The organism is Duganella sp. GW822-FHT06D06, assembly GCF_058799615.1.
In genome coordinates this window covers 72,852-90,404 of sequence record NZ_JBXALQ010000009.1, presented here as the reverse complement: position 1 = coordinate 90,404, position 17,553 = coordinate 72,852, and the positions used below count along the sequence as shown (strand labels likewise).

19 protein-coding genes and 1 other RNA gene are annotated in these 17,553 nt (G+C 63.9%); 14 read left to right on the top strand and 6 right to left on the bottom strand.

Annotated features, from left to right (window positions below; translation table 11 throughout):
• Positions 1 to 39: 39 nt before the first annotated feature.
• Positions 40 to 1,434, bottom strand: coding sequence for an MATE family efflux transporter (locus AC1RMD_RS17835; RefSeq protein WP_492928023.1), 1,395 nt, complete (start codon positions 1,432 to 1,434; stop codon positions 40 to 42).
• 184 nt (positions 1,435 to 1,618) lie between these two features.
• Here AC1RMD_RS17835 and AC1RMD_RS17830 point away from each other — a divergent pair, with 184 nt between their 5' ends.
• The 3 genes from AC1RMD_RS17830 (at position 1,619) to AC1RMD_RS17820 (ending at position 3,797) form a co-directional block, all read left to right on the top strand.
• On the top strand, positions 1,619 to 2,305 hold the full coding sequence (locus AC1RMD_RS17830) for a beta/gamma crystallin family protein (protein WP_492928022.1): 687 nt from the start codon (positions 1,619 to 1,621) through the stop codon (positions 2,303 to 2,305).
• A gap of 235 nt (positions 2,306 to 2,540) precedes the next feature.
• Positions 2,541 to 3,485, top strand: a complete 945-nt coding sequence (locus AC1RMD_RS17825; RefSeq protein WP_492928195.1) for a DnaJ C-terminal domain-containing protein — start codon at positions 2,541 to 2,543, stop codon at positions 3,483 to 3,485.
• Between the two features lie 3 nt (positions 3,486 to 3,488).
• A complete protein-coding gene (locus tag AC1RMD_RS17820) occupies positions 3,489 to 3,797 on the top strand; it encodes a chaperone modulator CbpM (RefSeq protein ID WP_492928021.1) in 309 nt (102 codons plus the stop codon).
• Here AC1RMD_RS17820 and AC1RMD_RS17815 read toward each other — a convergent pair.
• Complete coding sequence (locus tag AC1RMD_RS17815; protein ID WP_492928020.1) at positions 3,775 to 4,743, bottom strand: LysR family transcriptional regulator; 969 nt, start codon at positions 4,741 to 4,743, stop codon at positions 3,775 to 3,777. The genes AC1RMD_RS17820 and AC1RMD_RS17815 overlap by 23 nt on opposite strands.
• A 140-nt stretch (positions 4,744 to 4,883) precedes the next feature.
• Here AC1RMD_RS17815 and AC1RMD_RS17810 point away from each other — a divergent pair, with 140 nt between their 5' ends.
• The 4 genes from AC1RMD_RS17810 (at position 4,884) to AC1RMD_RS17795 (ending at position 10,051) form a co-directional block, all read left to right on the top strand.
• On the top strand, positions 4,884 to 5,495 hold the full coding sequence (locus AC1RMD_RS17810) for an FMN-dependent NADH-azoreductase (protein ID WP_492928019.1): 612 nt from the start codon (positions 4,884 to 4,886) through the stop codon (positions 5,493 to 5,495).
• 191 nt (positions 5,496 to 5,686) lie between these two features.
• Positions 5,687 to 6,574, top strand: coding sequence for a cysteine hydrolase family protein (locus AC1RMD_RS17805; RefSeq protein ID WP_492928018.1), 888 nt, complete (start codon positions 5,687 to 5,689; stop codon positions 6,572 to 6,574).
• The gene (gene pncB / locus AC1RMD_RS17800) at positions 6,571 to 7,764 is read left to right on the top strand and encodes a nicotinate phosphoribosyltransferase (RefSeq protein WP_492928017.1); all 1,194 of its coding nucleotides are present in this window, start codon (positions 6,571 to 6,573) and stop codon (positions 7,762 to 7,764) included. The genes AC1RMD_RS17805 and pncB overlap by 4 nt, the downstream gene beginning before the upstream one ends.
• A 1-nt stretch (position 7,765) precedes the next feature.
• Entirely contained in the window at positions 7,766 to 10,051 is a 2,286-nt protein-coding gene (locus tag AC1RMD_RS17795; protein ID WP_492928016.1) for a putative bifunctional diguanylate cyclase/phosphodiesterase, read from the top strand.
• Between the two features lie 16 nt (positions 10,052 to 10,067).
• Here AC1RMD_RS17795 and AC1RMD_RS17790 read toward each other — a convergent pair whose 3' ends face one another.
• The 3 genes from AC1RMD_RS17790 to AC1RMD_RS17780 are packed head-to-tail and all read right to left on the bottom strand — an operon-like array spanning position 10,068 to position 11,379.
• Positions 10,068 to 10,370, bottom strand: coding sequence for a hypothetical protein (locus AC1RMD_RS17790; protein WP_492928015.1), 303 nt, complete (start codon positions 10,368 to 10,370; stop codon positions 10,068 to 10,070).
• 39 nt (positions 10,371 to 10,409) lie between these two features.
• Positions 10,410 to 10,709, bottom strand: coding sequence for an antibiotic biosynthesis monooxygenase family protein (locus AC1RMD_RS17785; RefSeq protein ID WP_217940797.1), 300 nt, complete (start codon positions 10,707 to 10,709; stop codon positions 10,410 to 10,412).
• 25 nt (positions 10,710 to 10,734) lie between these two features.
• A complete protein-coding gene (locus tag AC1RMD_RS17780; RefSeq protein ID WP_492928194.1) occupies positions 10,735 to 11,379 on the bottom strand; it encodes a TetR/AcrR family transcriptional regulator in 645 nt (214 codons plus the stop codon).
• A gap of 188 nt (positions 11,380 to 11,567) precedes the next feature.
• Between AC1RMD_RS17780 and AC1RMD_RS17775 the strand changes: the two genes are divergently transcribed.
• The 3 genes from AC1RMD_RS17775 (at position 11,568) to AC1RMD_RS17765 (ending at position 14,136) form a co-directional block, all read left to right on the top strand.
• Positions 11,568 to 12,161 (top strand): hypothetical protein, encoded by a 594-nt coding sequence (locus AC1RMD_RS17775; RefSeq protein WP_492928014.1) that lies wholly within the window; start codon positions 11,568 to 11,570, stop codon positions 12,159 to 12,161.
• A 190-nt stretch (positions 12,162 to 12,351) separates the two neighbouring features.
• Positions 12,352 to 12,712: a transfer-messenger RNA gene (gene ssrA / locus AC1RMD_RS17770) on the top strand.
• Between the two features lie 161 nt (positions 12,713 to 12,873).
• The gene (locus tag AC1RMD_RS17765) at positions 12,874 to 14,136 is read left to right on the top strand and encodes a tyrosine-type recombinase/integrase (RefSeq protein WP_492928013.1); all 1,263 of its coding nucleotides are present in this window, start codon (positions 12,874 to 12,876) and stop codon (positions 14,134 to 14,136) included.
• On the opposite strand, the gene AC1RMD_RS17760 is transcribed toward AC1RMD_RS17765, so the two are convergent.
• Entirely contained in the window at positions 14,133 to 14,318 is a 186-nt protein-coding gene (locus AC1RMD_RS17760; RefSeq protein ID WP_229212120.1) for a helix-turn-helix transcriptional regulator, read from the bottom strand. The genes AC1RMD_RS17765 and AC1RMD_RS17760 overlap by 4 nt on opposite strands.
• A gap of 862 nt (positions 14,319 to 15,180) precedes the next feature.
• Here AC1RMD_RS17760 and AC1RMD_RS17755 point away from each other — a divergent pair.
• The 4 genes from AC1RMD_RS17755 (at position 15,181) to AC1RMD_RS17740 (ending at position 17,497) form a co-directional block, all read left to right on the top strand.
• Positions 15,181 to 16,047, top strand: a complete 867-nt coding sequence (locus tag AC1RMD_RS17755) for a phage integrase N-terminal domain-containing protein (protein ID WP_492928012.1) — start codon at positions 15,181 to 15,183, stop codon at positions 16,045 to 16,047.
• A 208-nt stretch (positions 16,048 to 16,255) separates the two neighbouring features.
• Positions 16,256 to 16,699 carry a hypothetical protein gene (locus tag AC1RMD_RS17750; protein WP_492928011.1) on the top strand — a complete coding sequence of 148 codons (444 nt, stop codon included), beginning with the start codon at positions 16,256 to 16,258 and terminating at the stop codon, positions 16,697 to 16,699.
• Positions 16,700 to 16,743: 44 nt separating this feature from the next.
• The gene (locus AC1RMD_RS17745) at positions 16,744 to 17,130 is read left to right on the top strand and encodes a hypothetical protein (protein ID WP_492928010.1); all 387 of its coding nucleotides are present in this window, start codon (positions 16,744 to 16,746) and stop codon (positions 17,128 to 17,130) included.
• Positions 17,131 to 17,188: 58 nt separating this feature from the next.
• Positions 17,189 to 17,497, top strand: coding sequence for a hypothetical protein (locus AC1RMD_RS17740; RefSeq protein WP_492928009.1), 309 nt, complete (start codon positions 17,189 to 17,191; stop codon positions 17,495 to 17,497).
• Positions 17,498 to 17,553 lie beyond the last annotated feature (56 nt).

Here is a 17,553-nt window from a genome sequence, read left to right as displayed (position 1 = left end):
GCGCATGTATCGCCTTGTAACGGCCGGCCGGTCCGCCCCTCAGCCGGCCCGCGCCGCCGCCACCCGTGCCAGCGACAGCCGCTGCAACGACCAGCTCAGCAACACCGCCGCCACCGTCAGCCCCAGCACCAGACCGATCCAGAAGCCGGCCGCCGCCATCGGCTGCGCCGGCGCCCACGGCAGCCATTGCGGCGCCAGCCCCAGCCAGCAGCCCAGCGGCAGCGCGAAGCCCCAGAACGCCAGCAGCTGGATCTGCATCGGCTGGCGCGTGACCTTGTAGCCGCGGATCGCGCACGAGGTCGCCACCTGGGTGGCGTCCGACAACTGGAACAGCGCGGCGAACAGCAGCAGCTGCACGCACAGCGCCTGCACCGCCGGGTCGGAGGTGTAGGCTTCGGCGATCTGCCGGCGCAACAGCACGATGAACAGCGCCGACAGCACCGCGAACGCCAGCGACAGCCACACCCCGGTCCAGGCCACGAAGCGCGCCCGCACCGGATTGCCTTCGCCCACCGCGTGGCCGACGCGGGTGATCAGCGCGATGCCGAAGCTGAGCGGCACCATGAACACCAGCGAGGAAAAGTTCAGTGCGATCTGGTGCGCGGATATCTGCACCACACCGTAGCGCGCGATCAGCAGGCTGACCGCGCCGAACGCGCTGACCTCGGCGAAATAGGTGACGCCGATCGGCAGCCCCAGACGCAGCATCGAACGGATCTCCGGCCAGTGCGGCCACTCCCAGTGGGTGAACGGATAGGTGGCGCGGTAGGCCGGCGCGACCCGCATCCAGCCCAGCATGGCGGCCAGCATCAGCCACATGCACAGGCCGGTGGCCACCGCGCAGCCGACCCCGCCCAGCTTGGGCAAGCCCCAGTGGCCGAAGATCAGCAGCCAGTTGACCAGCACATTGAAGCCCAGGCCCAGCAGCGCGATCAGCATCACCGGCTTGGTCTCATTGATGCTGGTGCTGTAGCCGTACAGCGCGCGGTAGGCGGCGAACGGCGGCAGGCCGATGCTGATCACGTGCACGAACAACTCGGCCTGCCGCTGTACATGCGGGCTCAGGTACAGATGCTCGAACAGCAGCGTCGCCAGGTTGGCCAGCAGCATCGCCGCCACCCCCACCCCCAGCGCCTTCCACAGCGCTTGCCGCACCGCGTGCGGAATGCGCCCCAGCTCGCCGGCGCCGACGTCGTGCGCCACCACGCTGTTGATCGCCATCATGGTGCCGCTGACGGTGACCAGGATGATCGACCAGATCGACGCCCCCAGCGACACCGCGGCCAGCTCGTCGGCGCTGGCGTGGCCGGTCATCGCCACGTCGGCCACGCCCATGCCGACCGTGGCCAGCTGGCCGATCAGCATCGGCCAGGCCAGGCGCCACAGGGCGGCGGTTTCACGGCGGAGATTGGGCAGGGTGAAGGCGTGGGGCATGCGCGGCGGTCGAAATAGGGCGGGCGACAATTCTACCCCGGTCCGGCCGGGCCCGCCGCGCTGTATCATTACATTTTCTTGCAATTTAGCCATATTGACTTGTCGGCCGTGGCGCTAGCATAGGCGTTGTTGGTGCATGGCACTGGCTGTTTAACTTTTTACCTGAACCTGAGCGAGCTTCATCATGAAACCATTCCTGCACCGTCTGACCCGCGCCGCCATCCTGCTGGCCGCGCCCCTGCTGGCCGCCAGCGCCGCCCACGCGGGCGAACTGACGCTGTACACCGACTCCAACTTCGCCGGCCCGCCGCTGACCTTGCGCGGCACCACGCCCGACCTGGCGCCGCTCGGCTTCAACGACCGCACCTCGTCGCTGATCGTGCGCTCCGGCACCTGGCAGCTGTGCGAGCACGCCAACTTCCAGGGCCGCTGCATGACGGTCGAGCGCGGCGAGTACCGGGCGCTGGACGGCTTCAACGACGCCGTCTCCTCGGTGCGCGAAGTCAACGGCGGCGGCGGTGGCGGTGGCGGTGGCGGCCGCGGCCGTGACGAGCGCGACGACCGCGGCGACCACCGTGGCGACCGCGACCGCGACGACGACCGCGGCTACGGCCACCGGCGCGACCCCATCGTGCTGTTCTCCAAGTCGCGCTTCAACGGCGCCCGGCTGGAGCTGCGCAACCACGAGGTGCGCACGCTGGACCGCTACGACTTCAACGACCAGGCCGGGTCCGTCATCGTCAACGACGGCCGCTGGGAACTGTGCGAGCACGCCGACTTCGGCGGCCGTTGCATCGTGCTGGAGCCGGGCCGCTACGAGCGCCTGGACGAGATGAACAACCAGGTCTCTTCGCTGCGCCGGGTGCGCTGACATGCAAGGCCCGGCCATCAAGCTGCCGGCGTGCGCCACCCTGCCAGGCGCCGCCGCGGCGCAGGCGGGCGACCGCACGGCGCCGAACTGAAACGTTTCAACAGGATGTCGTCGCTGCGCGAAATCGACGCCAGGCCGGCCGCCGGCGACAAGCGCGCGCAAAAATGACAAGACGGACGGCACTGGCGCCCGATAGGCGCTAGACTGTGGCACATGCATGACGGGAGCGCGCAACGTGGAATACAAGGATTACTATCAGACCCTGGGCGTGGCCAAGACGGCCAGCGAGGATGAAATCAAGAAAGCCTACCGCAAGCTGGTCCGGAAATACCATCCGGACGTCAGCAAGGAGGCCGACGCCCAGCACAAGACCCAGGAGTTGAACGAGGCCTACGGCGTGCTGGGCGACGCCGAAAAGCGCGCCGCCTACGACGAACTGGGACGCGGCCACCAATACCGCGCCGGCCAGGAATTCCGTCCGCCGCCGGACTGGGGCCGCGGCTTCGGCAACGGCGGCGCCGGCCCCGGCGCCGGCGGCTTCGGCGGCGACGCCATGGGCAGCGACTTCTTCGCCGACCTGTTCGCCAACCTGGGCGGCGGCGGCCGCCGCCGTCAGGCGCCGCCGCGGCGCGGCGAGGACAGCCACGCCAGCATTACCATCGACCTGGCCGACAGCTACCACGGCGCCACCCGCGCCATCGGCCTGACCGTGGCCGAGCGCGACGCCCAGGACCGCATCGTCACGCGCGAGCGCAACCTCAGCGTCAACATACCGAAGGGCGTGACGGCCGGCCAGCAACTGCGGCTGTCGGGCCAGGGCCAGCCGGGCGCGGCCGGGCCGGGCGACCTGTACCTGGAAATCCAGTTCCGCCCCAACGCCCGCTACCGCATCGACGGCCGCGACGTCTACGAAACGGTGCCGGTGGCGCCGTGGGAGTTGGCGCTGGGCGGCGAGATCGACGTCGCCACGCCGTCCGGCAAGGTCACCGTGACGGTGCCGGCCGCCTCGCAGACCGGCCGCAAGCTGCGCCTGCGCGGGCGCGGCATCCCCGGCAAGGAAACCGGCGACCTGTACCTGCTGCTGGAGGTGGTGCTGCCGCCGGCCACCAGCGACAAGGCCCGCGAACTGTATCAAACCATGGCGCGCGAACTGGCTTTCAACCCGCGCGCGGGAGGATGAACGATGGGACAGGCAATCTTGAACCCGGTGCTGGTCGATGAGGCCGCGCTGACCGTGGAAGAACTGGCGCAAGCCTGCGCCGTGGAGCCGGACTGGGTGGTGCAGCGGGTGCGCACCGGCATCCTGCTCGACTGCGCCGACGGCGACTACGTCGCCTGGCGCTTCACCAGCGCCGACCTGGTGCGCGCGCGCCGGCTGTGCCAGGTCGAGCGCGACTTCGACGCCAACGACGACGTCGCCGCGCTGGTGGTCGATCTGTCGGAGGAAATCCGCCGCCTGCGCGGCAAGCTCAGCGCCGCCGGAGTGAAATAGGCGAGGGCGCCGTCAAGCCGGGCGGCGCATCGCCCATCGGCGGCGCGCCGGCCTGCTCCAGCTCGAGGAATTGCTGCATCAGCCAGCGCGTGGCCGGCCCCGGCTCCTCGTCGCCGCGCCGTATCACATACAACGGGAAGCTGAACGCGCTGCCTTCGCTGATGTGCAGCTGCACCAGCCGTCCCGCATCCAGATCCCACTGCACGAACTCGACCGGCATATTGCCCCAGCCGATGCCGCTGCGCAGCAGCGCGTGCTTGGAGCTGAGGTCGCCCAGGCGCCAGTCGCGCAGCGCCAGCACGCCGAAGTCCTGGCCCTTGGTCAAGGTGCTGCGGTCGGTCAGCACCAGCTGGGTGTGCTCGCGCAGCACCGTGCTGGGAATGATGCCTGCGATCTGCGCCAGCGGATGCTCGGGCGCGGCCACCGGCACCATGGTCACGAAGCCGCAGCTCTGGCGCTCGATGATGTTCGGCGTGCCCGGCATCCAGCCGCTGATGCCGATGTGGCACTGCTGCTCCAGTACCAGCTGGGTGACGGCGCCCAGCGCCTCGGTGCGCAGCCGCATCGCCACGGTCGGGAACTCCTTCTGGAAGGCGTGCAGGATGCGCACCAGCTTGCAGGTCGAGAACATCACGTCGACCACCACCGACACCTCGGCCTCCAGCCCGGCCGACAGCGCCTTGGCGCGGGCCCGCATGCCGTCTACCTTGAGCGACACCGCGCGGGCGTCGGCCAGCAGCGCCTTGCCGGCCTCGGTCAGCACCGGCTTGCGCTTGCTGCGGTCCAGCAGCTCGATGTTGAGCTGCTCCTCCAGGTTGGCGATGGTGTAGCTGATCACCGACTGCGTGCGGTGCAGCGCCCGCGCCGCGTGGGCGAAACCGCCATGGTCGATGACGGCGATGAACACCCGCAGCTGGTCGAGGGAGGGGAGGCCGGGATCGCGCATGCAGTACCTTGTTGAGAGATTGATATCGACCGCGTTGATCTAATATATCGATAGGTAAGATTTAAATTTACCCAGTTTCATCGATATTAAACTCGTTCTATGATGAATGCAATCCCTCCCACCCGAAAGGAAACAGCATCATGGCAACCGTACTCCACATCAATAGCAGTGTTCGTCAAACCGGCTCCCTGTCGCGCCAGCTGGGCGGCGAATTCGTCGCCAAATGGCAGGCGGCCAACCCGGACGGCACCGTGGTCACGCGCGACCTGGCCAGCAGCCCGGTGCCGCACCTGACCGAACAGATGATGGGCGCCTACTTCACCCCGGCCGAGCAGCGCAACGCCGACCAGGCCCACACCATCAAGACCTCGGACACGCTGGTCGACGAACTGCTGGCCGCCGACACCATCGTCATCGGCGCGCCGATGTACAACTTCTCGGTGACCTCCGGCCTGAAGGCCTGGATCGACCACGTGGCGCGCGCCGGCCGCACCTTCAAGTACGGCGCCAACGGCCCTGAGGGCCTGGTGCACGGCAAGAAAGTCATCGTGTTCGTCGCCAGCGGCGGCGTCTACAGCGAAGGCCCGGCCGCCGCCTACGACCACGTCACCACCTACCTGCGTTCGGTGCTGGGCTTCCTCGGCATGACCGACGTCACCTTCGTGGTGGCCGAAGGCGTGGCCATGGGCGAGGAAGCGGTGGCCGCCGCCGTCGCCAAGGGCCGCTCGAAGATCGACGCGATCGCCGCTTAATTCCTGCTCCGGCCATCAAAAACTCCCTGACGGCGGCCGCCGGCAGGGAGTTTTTTTGCGTCGGCCGCGGCTGCCGGCCGCTTTCTGTGGGGCGCTTGTATGCCAATTTGTGTGGCTTGGCAGATAATCATCACTGTCGGCCCGCGCGATCGGGCAAAATCATATACAGTTAAGCAAGCATCGGAGCCCCCATGAAACGGAACCTGCATTTGCTGGTCATCGATCCGCAAAACGATTTTTGCGATCTGCCGGCCAGCTACCTGCCGCTCAACCCGGCCACCCGCGCGCCGCACGCGCCGGCGCTGCCGGTGCCCGGCGCCCACCAGGACATGCTGCGCCTGGCCGGCCTGATCAACCGCGGCCGCGCCGGCCTGACCGCCATCAGCATCACGCTCGACTCGCACCACCGCTTCGACATCGCCCACCCCACCTTCTGGATCGCCCGCGACGGCGCGCCGGTGGCGCCGTTCACGCAGATCGGCGCGGCCGAGGTGCGCGCCGGGAAATTCCAGCCGCGCCATCCGGCCGCCCTGCCGCTGGCGCTGAACTACCTCGACAAACTGGAAGCGGCCGGCCGCTACCGGCTGATGGTGTGGCCGGTGCACTGCGAGATCGGCACCTGGGGCAACAACGTCCACGAAGACGTGCGCGCCGCCTACGGCGCCTGGGAGGAAGCCGCGCTGGGCATCGTCGCCAAGCTGGCCAAGGGCTCCAACCCGTGGACCGAGCACTATTCCGCCGTCATGGCCGAAGTGCCGGACGCCGACGACTCGGACACCCAGCTCAACAGCAAATTCATCGCCACCCTGGCCGAGGCCGACCAGGTCTACATCGCCGGCGAGGCCGGCAGCCACTGCGTCAAGGCCACCGTCGAGCACATCGCCGAGCACCTGGGCCAGCCGCTGTCCAAGCTGGTGCTGCTGACCGACTGCATCAGCCCGGTCGCGGGCTTCGAGCCGAACTACCAGGCCTTCCTGCAGGCGATGCAGGCGCGCGGCGTGCAACTGCTGCAGAGCGCCGACGTGCTGCCCGAACTGCTGGCCAACGCCAGCCGCGCACTGGGAGCGGACCCCGCATGAGCGAGCCCATCGTCCGCAGTCTGCTGGAGACCGATTTATACAAGTTCACCATGTGGCAGGCGCTGTTGCACGGCCATCCGAACTCGCACACCGAGTACGAATTCGTCTGCCGCAACGCCACCGCCTATCCGCTGACCGAGCTGCTGCCCGACATCGAACGCGAGCTCGACCACCTGTGCTCGATGAGCTTTCGCGACCAGGAGCTGAACTACCTGCGCTCGCTGCGCTACATCAAGAGCGACTTCGTCGACTTCCTCACCGTGTTCCGTTTCCAGCGCAAGTTCATCGACGTGCGCGCCGACGGCGCCACGCTGGTGATCCACGCCAGCGGCCCGCAGGTGCACGTGATGGGCTTCGAGATCTACGTGCTGTACATCGTCAACGAGCTGTACTTCCGCCGCTTCGACGGCGCCGCCGCGCTCGAGCAGGGCCGCGCGCGCCTGGCCGCCAAGATCGCCGCGCTGAAGGCCTTCGGCGCCGAGCCGGCCAGGCGCCACCCCTTCGAATTCTCCGACTTCGGCACCCGCCGCCGCTACTCCAGCGCCTGGCACGACGAAGTGGTGCAGCGGCTGGCGCGCGAAGTGCCGCAATTCTTCAAGGGCACCTCCAACGTCTACCAGGCGATGAAGTTCGGCCTGGTGCCGATCGGCACCATGGCGCACGAATACATGCAATCGTTCCAGGCCTTCGGCGTGCGCCTGCGCGATTTCCAGAAAGCCTCGCTGGAAGCGTGGGTGCAGGAATACCGGGGCGACCTCGGCGTCGCCCTGACCGACGTGGTCGGCATGGACGCCTTCCTCGACGACTTCGACCTGTACTTCGCCAAGCTGTTCGACGGCCTGCGCCACGACTCCGGCGACCCGCTGGCGTGGGGCGAAAAAGCGCTGGCCCACTACGCCGCGCTGCGGGTCGACGCCAACACCAAGCGGCTGGTGTTCTCGGACGGCCTGAACCTCGACAGCGCGTTCGCGCTGTACCGCCACTTCGCCGACCGCATCATGACCGGCTTCGGCATCGGCACCCACCTGACCAACGACGTCGGCCTGACGCCGCTGAACATCGTCATGAAGCTGGTGTGCTGCAACGGCCAGTCGGTGGCCAAGCTGTCCGACTCGCCCGGCAAGACGCTGTGCAAGGACGAAACCTTCCTGGCCTATCTGCGGCAAGTGTTCAACCACCCGGCGGCCTGACATGGACAGCATGAGCTACCTGTACCTGATCAACGCCGCCATGTACGCCGTCATCGGTACGGCGCTGTTGCTGGTATGGCGACGCCATCGCAACCAGACCTTCGCCCACCACATGGGCTGCTCGACGCTGTTCGCCGCGCTGATCCCGCTGGCCTACCTGATCCACACCACGGCGCCGGCGCCGTTCAGCGGCCTGGGCGTGCCGCTGGTGCTGGTCGGCGCCATCCCCAACCTGCTGTTTCTCGGCTCCGGCGTGCTGCGGCTGGCCGGGCGCCGCCTGCCGCGCGGTGTCGCCATCGCCATCGGCCTGGCCGCCGCCGCCGCGCTGGCGGCGCCGACCGTGGCCGACAAGCTGTTCTACTGGCCGCTATGCAATATGCTGGTGCTGTGCGGACTGGGCGCGCTGGCCAGCCGCTGGCTGTGGGCCACCCATGCGCTGGAGCGCCTGGTCGGCCCCCTGCTGATCCTGCTGGGCCTGGACCAGCTGCTGCTGGTGCTGTACGGCGAGCAGGGCATCGCCGCCCACATCGTCATCGCCACCGTGCTGCGGGCCGCGATCGGCACCGTCTTCGTGCTCAGCGCGCTGGACGGCGCGCTGCGCGACGCCGGCAAGCTGGCGGCCCGCTTCCAGTTGCTGACCGAGCACTCGGTGCAGGGCGTGGTGGTGACCGACGGCCTGCGCATCCTGTACGCCAATCCGGCGGTGCGCGCCATCTACGGCATGCCGCTGGGGCAGGGCAACTACACGGTGTTCGCCGACCTGCCGCCGGAGAGCTTCAGCGACGAGCAATTGCAGCGCCAGCACCGCCTGCTGCAGCAAGGCAAGCTCGACATCGCCAGCTGGGAAGGCCGGCGCGAAGTGGCCGGCGGCCGCGAGCTCGAGCTGCGCTTCGAAGCGTGGCGGGTCGAATGGGACGGCGTCGGCGCCACCCAGATCCTGATCACCGACGACACCGAACGCAACGCCAGCGCCCGCGCGCTGGTGCACCAGGCCACGCACGACAAGCTGACCGGCCTGCCCAACCGCGCCGTGCTGATGCAGCGCCTGCGGGAGTACTGCTACCTGGCCGACGGCTCGCTGCACTGTACCCTGGTGGTGCTGAATATCGACCGTTTTAAATTGTTCAACCAGAGCCAGGGCCATGTGACGGGCGATCACGTGCTGAAGGCCTTCGCCGCCAAGCTCAAGGACGCGCTCGGCGCGCGCGCCGAACTGATACGGCTGGGCGGCGACGAATTCGCCATCGTCGACCCCGACGAAGGCAACGCGCGCGATATCGCCGAGCGTCTGAAAAACGCCTGCGTGCAGGCGCTCAAGGTGCCGGGCGGCGAGTACTTCATCGACGCCTCGATGGGCATGGCGGTGTTCCCCGACAACGCCGGCAACGCCGAAGCGCTGCTGCGCGCCGCCAACGCCGCCATGTACCAGGCCAAGCGCACGCCCGGCACCGCGCTGGCCATGGCCGAGCAGCGCTTCGAGCAGATGTCGAGCCAGACCCTGGACAACGAGCAGGCGCTGCGCAAAGGCATCAAGAACAACGAGATCTACCTGGACTACCAGCCCAAGATCGACGCCGTGAGCGGCAAGCTGCTGGGGTTCGAGGCGCTGGCGCGCTGGGTGCGGCCGGGCATCGGCTGGGTCAGTCCGGTGGAGTTCATCGCCATCGCCGAGCGCACCGGGCTGATCCCGGAACTGGGCGCCATGCTGCTGGGACAGGCGTGCCGCCAGATCGCCGTCTGGTGCGCCGAGCTGGGCGACTGCGTGCCGGTGGCGGTCAACGTCTCGCCGATGCAGCTGCTCAACCGCGGCTTCCTGCAGATCGTCGAGCAGACGCTGATCGACACCGCGATTCCGCCGCGCTGCCTGACCCTGGAGATCACCGAAAGCGCCGCGGTCGACAACCTCGACGACACCCGGCTGCAACTGCAACATCTGAGCACCCTGGGGATCGACGTCGCGATGGACGATTTCGGCACCGGCTTCTCGTCGCTGAGCATGCTGCGCCAGCTACCGTTGAGCACGGTGAAGATCGACCGCGGCCTGATCGACCCGTTGCCGGCGCCGGACGCGGTGGCGGTGGTCAAGGCGATCTGCCAGCTGGCCGCCGCGCTCGACCTGCAAGTGGTGGCCGAAGGCATCGAAACGCTGGAGCAAGCGGTGGCCGCGCGCGACGCCGGCTGCCACGCCTTGCAGGGCTTCTTCTACGCGCGGGCGCTGACCGTGGCCGACGCCGGCGAATGGATGCGGCGCCAGCAAGCCGAAGCGGCCGGCCTGCTGGCCACCTGATGGCCGGAGCGGACCGCTAGGCCGGGGTGGGGCCGAAGCCGCCCATGATGGCGTCCGCCTTGGCGCCCTCGTCCTCGTCGTAGATATCGATGGTCAGCATGGCGCCGCTGCGCTGGCGCGCGTGCGCGGCGGCGGCCGGACCGCCCGGCGTCAGCGAATCGAGCAGGTTGCCGACCATGCTGGTCGAGACGCTGGGCGGCAGCGTCGTATGCTTGGTCAGCTTGACGCAGGACGGCGGGAAGCCGCTCGACAGCAGCGCGCTGCGGGCGCTTTCGGCGTCCGTCACCTGGTCGAAATTGCGATGGATGGTACGTGTCATGATGAGCCTCCGTCTTGAGACTGGACAGCGATGGGCGGCTTAAAAGCCGGGGACCACGGTTTCGAAATGTTCCACTTTCGGCGGCAGGGCGAAATGGCTGCCCACCAGCCCACGCCAGACCAGGAAACCCTGGCTGGCGCGAAAATCGACCAGATGGTTGTCCAGCGTTTCCCAGCCCACCACCAGATGATACGTGTCCGGCACCTCGATGTCGCGGTCCAGGCGCATCGACAGGCAGCCGATGGCGGCGCGGAACACCGGCACCGCCTCGGCCACCGCGGCCTGGAAGGCGGCGTGGGACTCGGGTTTGATGTACAACTCGGCGATTTCATAGATCATAGGGCATTCCTTTTAAGATACGCCTCTATTGTGCCTCAAGCGCGGCCGGCGTGCGCAAGATGAACAGCATTGCCTGCTGGGCCAGTTGCTGGACGTCGACGCCGCTGCCGGGTTTGTACCATTGCACCGTCCAGTTCAGCGCGCCGAAGATCAGCAGGCGGTCGAATTGCGAGGGCATGGCCCAGTCGCCGGAGCGGTGCAGCGCGGCGATGGCCTGGTCCCACACCGCCTCGTAGCGGTCCTTGAGGGCGACGATGCGGGCGCGCGACGACTCGTCCAGCGAGCGCCATTCGTACAGCAGTACGGCGATGAAATGGTGGTCGGGCGCCAGCAGCGTCTGCAGATGGGCCTCGACCAGCTGGCGCAGCAGGTCGCGGGGCGGCAGCGGCCGGCGGGCGATGGCTTCGATCTCGGCCAGCGAGCGGGCCAGGCCTTGCTCCATGATGGCGGCCAGGATGTCCTGCTTGCTTTTGAAATGGTAGAACCAGCTGCCGGCCTGGATGCCGGCGGCGGCGGCGATTTCGCGCACGGTGGTGTTGTCGTAGCCCTTGGTGCGGAACAGCTGGGCCGACTTCTCCAGCAATTCGGCGCGCAGGCCGCCGCCTTCCCCCTTGTGGGGTCGCCCGCGTTTCTTGGGGCTGGGAGCGGCGAGGACGGCGGCATCGGGCATGGCGTGGGCAGGCGCGGGAAGTGTGGCTTTCATTTTAATGCAGAGCGCCGCTTGCGCCCGAAAAAGCATGCGGAAATCCTATTTTTTTGCTGCGTCGCAACAACGCTGCGCAAGGATGGGCTTGAGGCAGATCGGAGGTGTGGCGTGGCGCCGGGATTAAGCTGGATCCCTGGGGGAGGGGTCGTTCCATGCATGCGAAAAATAACGCGTTAGCTCAGCTTGACAACGGCCCCGATGGTGCCGAGGATGAGGATATGAGCCAGGAGATGGAAACACTAAGGCAGGAGATGGGTGCCGGCTTCAAGGAAGTCAACGCCCGGATCGATGCACTGCGCCAAGAGGCCACGGCGCGGATAGATGAGACGCGTCGCGAAGTCACCGCGCGGAGAGATGATTTGCGTAAGGAAACCGCAGACAACTCCAAAGCGGTCGATGCCAAGATAGAGCAGGTTCGGCGGGAGACTGCGGACAACTCCAAGGCGGTCGTTACCAAGATAGAGCAAGTTCGGCAGGAGACTGCTGCCCATTTCTTGGCGATGAATACTCAAAATTACCAATTGCAAAGAGACACGTCAGGTCGCCTGGACGGCATGCACAGGGAAATCAGTAGTCGTATCGACAATATGCACCGTGAAACCACCGTCCGCATCGACACAGTGATACATGAAAGCCAGAAACGTATGGATCGCGGCGACGCCCAGTTTCGCTGGTTGGTCGCGTTGATGGCCTCGGGCTTTCTCGGGATCATGGGCTTGCTGGCCAAGGCTGGACAGCTGCTGTAAGGAGCCGAGAGTGTTGGTGCCGGTATATTTCCCGACCGCCGGCGCCGGTAGTAGCCGCCTCCGGGAGGCGCTAAAAGGTCGTTCTGTGTGAGAACTGCGCCCATCATAACGGGCAAATATGACGGGCGTTTGACGTGCTCTTCAGGGGAGGGTGCGAAGGTGGGTAAAGTGCGGTAGAATGGAGTTCTGTGGGGTCGACCTGGTTTCGACGTGGGTTGCAAAGCAGCGCAGGGCATACCGAGGGCGGGCTACCTCGTAAATACAACCTGAAAAAACTTAACTGCAAACGATAACTCGTACGCACTGGCAGCTTAATTGCTGTTAGCTCCACAACACCTCGTCCCTGGGGTGGGCCGTTAAAAGCTGTGGAGTCATTTACAGGGACTCGCGCTGTGAGGGGTCACTTCAATCCGCGCTAAATCTAAGGTGAATCGCTTGTCCAGAACGTGCACATCCGTGCTGTACAGGTTAAATTAAATGATAGTGCTAAGTATGTAGAACTGTCTGTAGAGTGCTTGCGGACGCGGGTTCGATTCCCGCCGACTCCACCACTGAACAATGCAAGACCTTCCAACGCCGTCCTCGTGACGGCGTTTTTCTTTGGGTCTCCCTCTGGGAGGCGTCTCCAGGCAGCCATAGTTTTCCTGTGCCAGCTCAATACTGCGGGGGGCTTTGTGGGGGTATTCTCCAAAAACAGATGGAGGGTAATACCATGCGCGGGGGTATTGCGACAGGTAAATTGACTGACAAGGCGATAAAAGCTTTTGTTGCCAAAGCTGAAATTGGCAGGAAGCTAGCCGACGGCGGCGGCCTGTACCTGTTCATCACGCAAGCCGGCAACCCAACCTGGCGCATCAAGTATCGGCTGGACGGCAAGGAGAAGGTTTATTCCATAGGCCCGTACCCGCTGATATCGCTTGCCGCTGCCCGGTTGGAATGGGGCGAGGTCAAGGCAAAAATTTTGGCAGGAAAAGATCCTGTTGATAGCCGTCGCCTGGCGCGCGTATCCCGCGCCACTGCCGCCGGCCATACCGTCGAAGTGGTGGCCGGAGATTGGCTGAACATGAAACGGACGGAGTGGAGCGAGACGCACCACGTCAAGTCCGCTCGGGCGTTCGAGCGCGACGTTTTTCCCTTGCTGGGCAAACTGCCGATTAGCGCCGTCACCCCGGCCATGGTTGCGACGACCATTCAGACGATCCAGAATCGGGACGTGTTGGAAACAGCCTCTCGTATCCTGCAGCATCTCAACGGCGTATTTCGCTACGCGCAGGCAAAAGGGCTATGCCGCGACAACCCGGCCGCACCGGTCAAAGAGATCCTGCCGCGCAAGAAGAACGGCAGCCATATGGCTGCCTTGCTTGATTGGCCATCGCTTGGGGATGTCCTGCGTCGTGCAGAACTGGCCCGGCTGTCGAACGCCGTGCGGCTGGCCCATAGGCTATGCGCCTTCACTGCCGCGCGCATCGGGAATATCGTTGAGGCAGAGTGGAGCGAATTTCATCTCGACGATGAACAGCCGACCTGGATAATCCCGCGTTCTAAAATGAAGGTAGTCAGCAGGGCGATCGATCATCGCATCCCGCTGTGCACGCAGATCGCTGAAGAGATGCGCCAGTGGCAGACCATGACGCACTTGCGGAAAAACCTCTACGTGTTCCCGTCACCAACGGGAGCAAGTCACATAGGCCGTGAATCCGTCGAGAAGGTCTACCGTGTGACACTTGGCCTGGCTGGCAAGCATTCACCGCATGGCTGGCGCAGCGCCTTCTCTACACTGGCGCGCGACAACGGTTTTGAACGCGATGTAGTGGAGCTGGCGCTGGATCACGCCCACGACAACGAAGTTGTACGCGCCTACGACCGGGGCGAACGTTTCGCGCAGCGGGTTCTGCTCTATCGTTGGTGGGGCGATATGCTGCACGCCGCGCAAAGTGGTGCTCGGATTATCCCGCTCGACGCCGCACGCCACTAGGGCCCACGATTTGCGCGAACACGGCTCTCGACCCATGCCTGCACTTCCTCTTTCACCCATCCCGCTGCATTGGGTGTGATCTTGATCTGGCTCGGGAATTGTCCGCGCTTCGCGTAAGCGTAGACCGTGCTGCGCGAAAGTCCGCAGATCGCTAGCACTTCGGGTAAGCGTATCAGGTGCATATTCGTAGGTCCCATGATTACCTCCTTCGTTTGTTTGTTTGGATACGATACGATGCGCCGTTGTCCGTGCAAGTGCCAGTCGAAATGAGCGGGTTTATCGTGGGCCTTTTCCCATCAGCGTTCGACAAATCAATCGGCGAAAATTTTATGCCGGTGATGCCGGCACGGTGCCAGGTGGAGGACAATATGCTTTTCGACGCGAAGGGATCGCCCTTCGCGCAACTTGGCATCACGCCAGGCGTAGCGCTCGTCACGCGCCCTTAGTCTCCACATTCGTTTTTAGATTGGCTTCGCCTTTGAGCTAGCCCGCGATCAGCCTGGATAGGCTGCATCCATATTGCGCATCCTTCCCTCGAGGGAGCTGCGCGTCACATCGTGCGCATTCACGCACCGTCCCCACCTCACGCGGCGATCTGCCGCCGCGTGCATGTCCTATGCGCCGCCCTAGTCCGCGGCGCAAACCGCGCGTCGTTACTGGCGGCCTGCTGCCAGTGACGACGCGCTAGCAATCAAGCGCTATATGGGCTCCGCCACGGATTTCTCAGTGACTGCGGCCAGTGACAGCGGATCTACCGCCATCAGCGCAGCAGAACGCTGCTTGCCAACCTTGCCCCTCGTGGGCCGACAACGTGTGCGAGGCACACCCCATGGACCCTGGGTAACTGGTCCCACCGCGATCAGGCTTCTACAAGGAGCGGATCGCGGCGCCATACGCGCATGCGGCGCGGGCAAGCAGTGAACATACCGCATACACGGGAGTGGTGTCCCGGGGCCTTTACAAACCGTCCTTGCTGCGGCAAGCACGGTGGCCAGAAACACTTACCTGACTCGATCACACCAAATTTGATTTTAGGAGCATGCGATGCGCGACTTGAACTATCAACTCAAGCAGCTGTGCGACCGCAATCGCGATGGCAGCTATGCCACGCAGTCCGACCGCGCGCGGATACTTTCGCACGTGGCGAACCAGTTGCACGATCTCGGATATCGCCATATGAATGCTGACAGTCTACGTCCCAAGCATGTGGACGCGCTGGTGCAGCAGTGGAAGGCCGATGGCGTCAGCGTCGGCACGATGAAGAACCGAATGAGCGCGATGCGATGGTGGGCGCAGAAGATCGGCAAGGACAACATCATCGCGCGCGACAACGGCAGCTATGACATCGACAAGCGCACCTTCGTCACCAATATCTCCAAGGCCAAGGTGCTTGACGATGCGCGCCTAGCGAAGATCACGGATGCCTATACGGCCATGTCTCTGCGGTTGCAATCCGCGTTTGGCTTGAGGCGCGAGGAGAGCATCAAGATCGTGCCGGCGTGGGCCGACGGCGGCGATCGACTGAAGCTCAAGGATACGTGGACCAAGGGCGGCAAGTATCGAGAAATCGCCATCCGCACGCCGGAACAACGCACCGTGCTCAATGAGACCAAGCGGCTTGCCGCTGGAGGTAGTCTCATTCCGTCTAACCTCAGTTATCGCGATCAGCTTCAGCGCTTTCGAGCTCAGTGTGATAAGGCGGGAATCCACGGTGTTCATGGGCTGCGCCACAACTACGCGCAAGAACGCTACCGCCAGCTCACCGGCTGGCAATGCCCGGCGCGAGGCGGCCCCCGATCATCTCAGTTAGGGCCGGAGCAAAGGCAGCGTGATCTCTCGGCGCGTTTGCTACTATCGGACGAAATGGGGCACGGCAGAGAGCAAATCACGGCGGTGTACTTGGGCCGTTAGAACACGGCGCGGTGTTCTCAGGTTTGCGTTAGTCAGATCATTGTGACAAATTGTGAATTTTCCTTGGTGGCAAGAATGTTATGCTGGCTGCAGAAGCGATATTGATTCGATGGGCCGAGTTCGGCCAGCAGCAGACATAGCTACTGCCATAGGAAGTAATAAGTGATGATCTCATTTCGGAATTCCAGACCTGTTTTAAGAAAGCGTCATGGCGAACTCTAAACAGCACGCAACGGATTGGTTGAAATTTTTGCTCGCGCAAGACTTACCGTTTTCTAAGGCTTTGAGTAGCCAAGTCGCAATTGGCATGATTGGTGAGCTTTGCGCTTGTGGATGCCAAGGATTCGCATTTGAAGTGCCTGCTGATGCCAACTTCTTGCCACTGCAGACGGGTGCTGGGGTATTTTATGAAGTGGTAGTAAGTTCTAATTTTTCGGAAGAAATTGACCTGCTATTGTTTACTGATGACCGTGGCTGCTTGAGTTGGATAGACGTAACCTACGGTGCGTGCAATATAGAACCTATGCCGGAGGGGATTGAGCCCGGCCCCATCATCAGCATTTGGCCTGGCACCCGAAAGGATTTGCCAACTATCGAGGCTGTTGCGACGGAGCCACCAAAAAAATGGTGGAAATTTGGTAGCCGACACTAACGGCCACAAACCGTCATTGAATTCCAAGGAGCGGCAACTCGACTATGCATATGCAAATATTTAAAAACCTACCCGGTAATCCTGGCTGGGAAGGCTCCTTCTATGAACGGCTGACCGAACATGGCGACTGGAGCATTGTCGAGTTCTGGAAACTGCACTTTGAATTAGTCGGGGTGGCACGGTCTGAAGATTTATCTGTAGGGGTGAGCAGAGAACTGGCACTGGCTGTCACAACGCTTTTCGCAAAAATTACGAATTTGATTTCGGCACACTACAACGTGAACGACGTTTTTCAGATAAATAATCTGTCACCTGATGAGCTTCTTGTTTTTTCGGAACGATTAGAGCACGCTGTGCTTGGCGTATTTTCTGGTCAGGTGATTGCTGAGTCTTCATATGAGCTGGCTAACCCACTGATTGTGGCAGCGTAGCTCTGGCACAGACTGAATTCGGCCAACAGCAGACCATGGCATTTAGCGAGGAATACATATGCGAGCAGAAATTCGGAGGCTCGTCGAGCTAGGTGAGCTGCCAAGCGAAGACGACGGCGATGTCGAGACGCTTCGAAAATATGAAATCGAGTATCGAGGAATCATGCGGCCAATCACCGACGAAGAGGCCATTGCGCTTCTCGGACTTTTTGGGGAAGATGGATGCTTCGGGTTCGCTTCATCGCTCATGCATCTTATTGAAACAGCACCTGGCTGGCCGATAGAAGCCTGCCTTACTGATACCGGCAATCCTTGGGTTCTCGAATTGAAGAATCGGGCTATTCGGGGCGGTGTTCTTCAAGGGTGACGCGTTGGTTGCATATCGGCCAAAAGCAGACCACCTGAGGAACACGCGGCTAATAC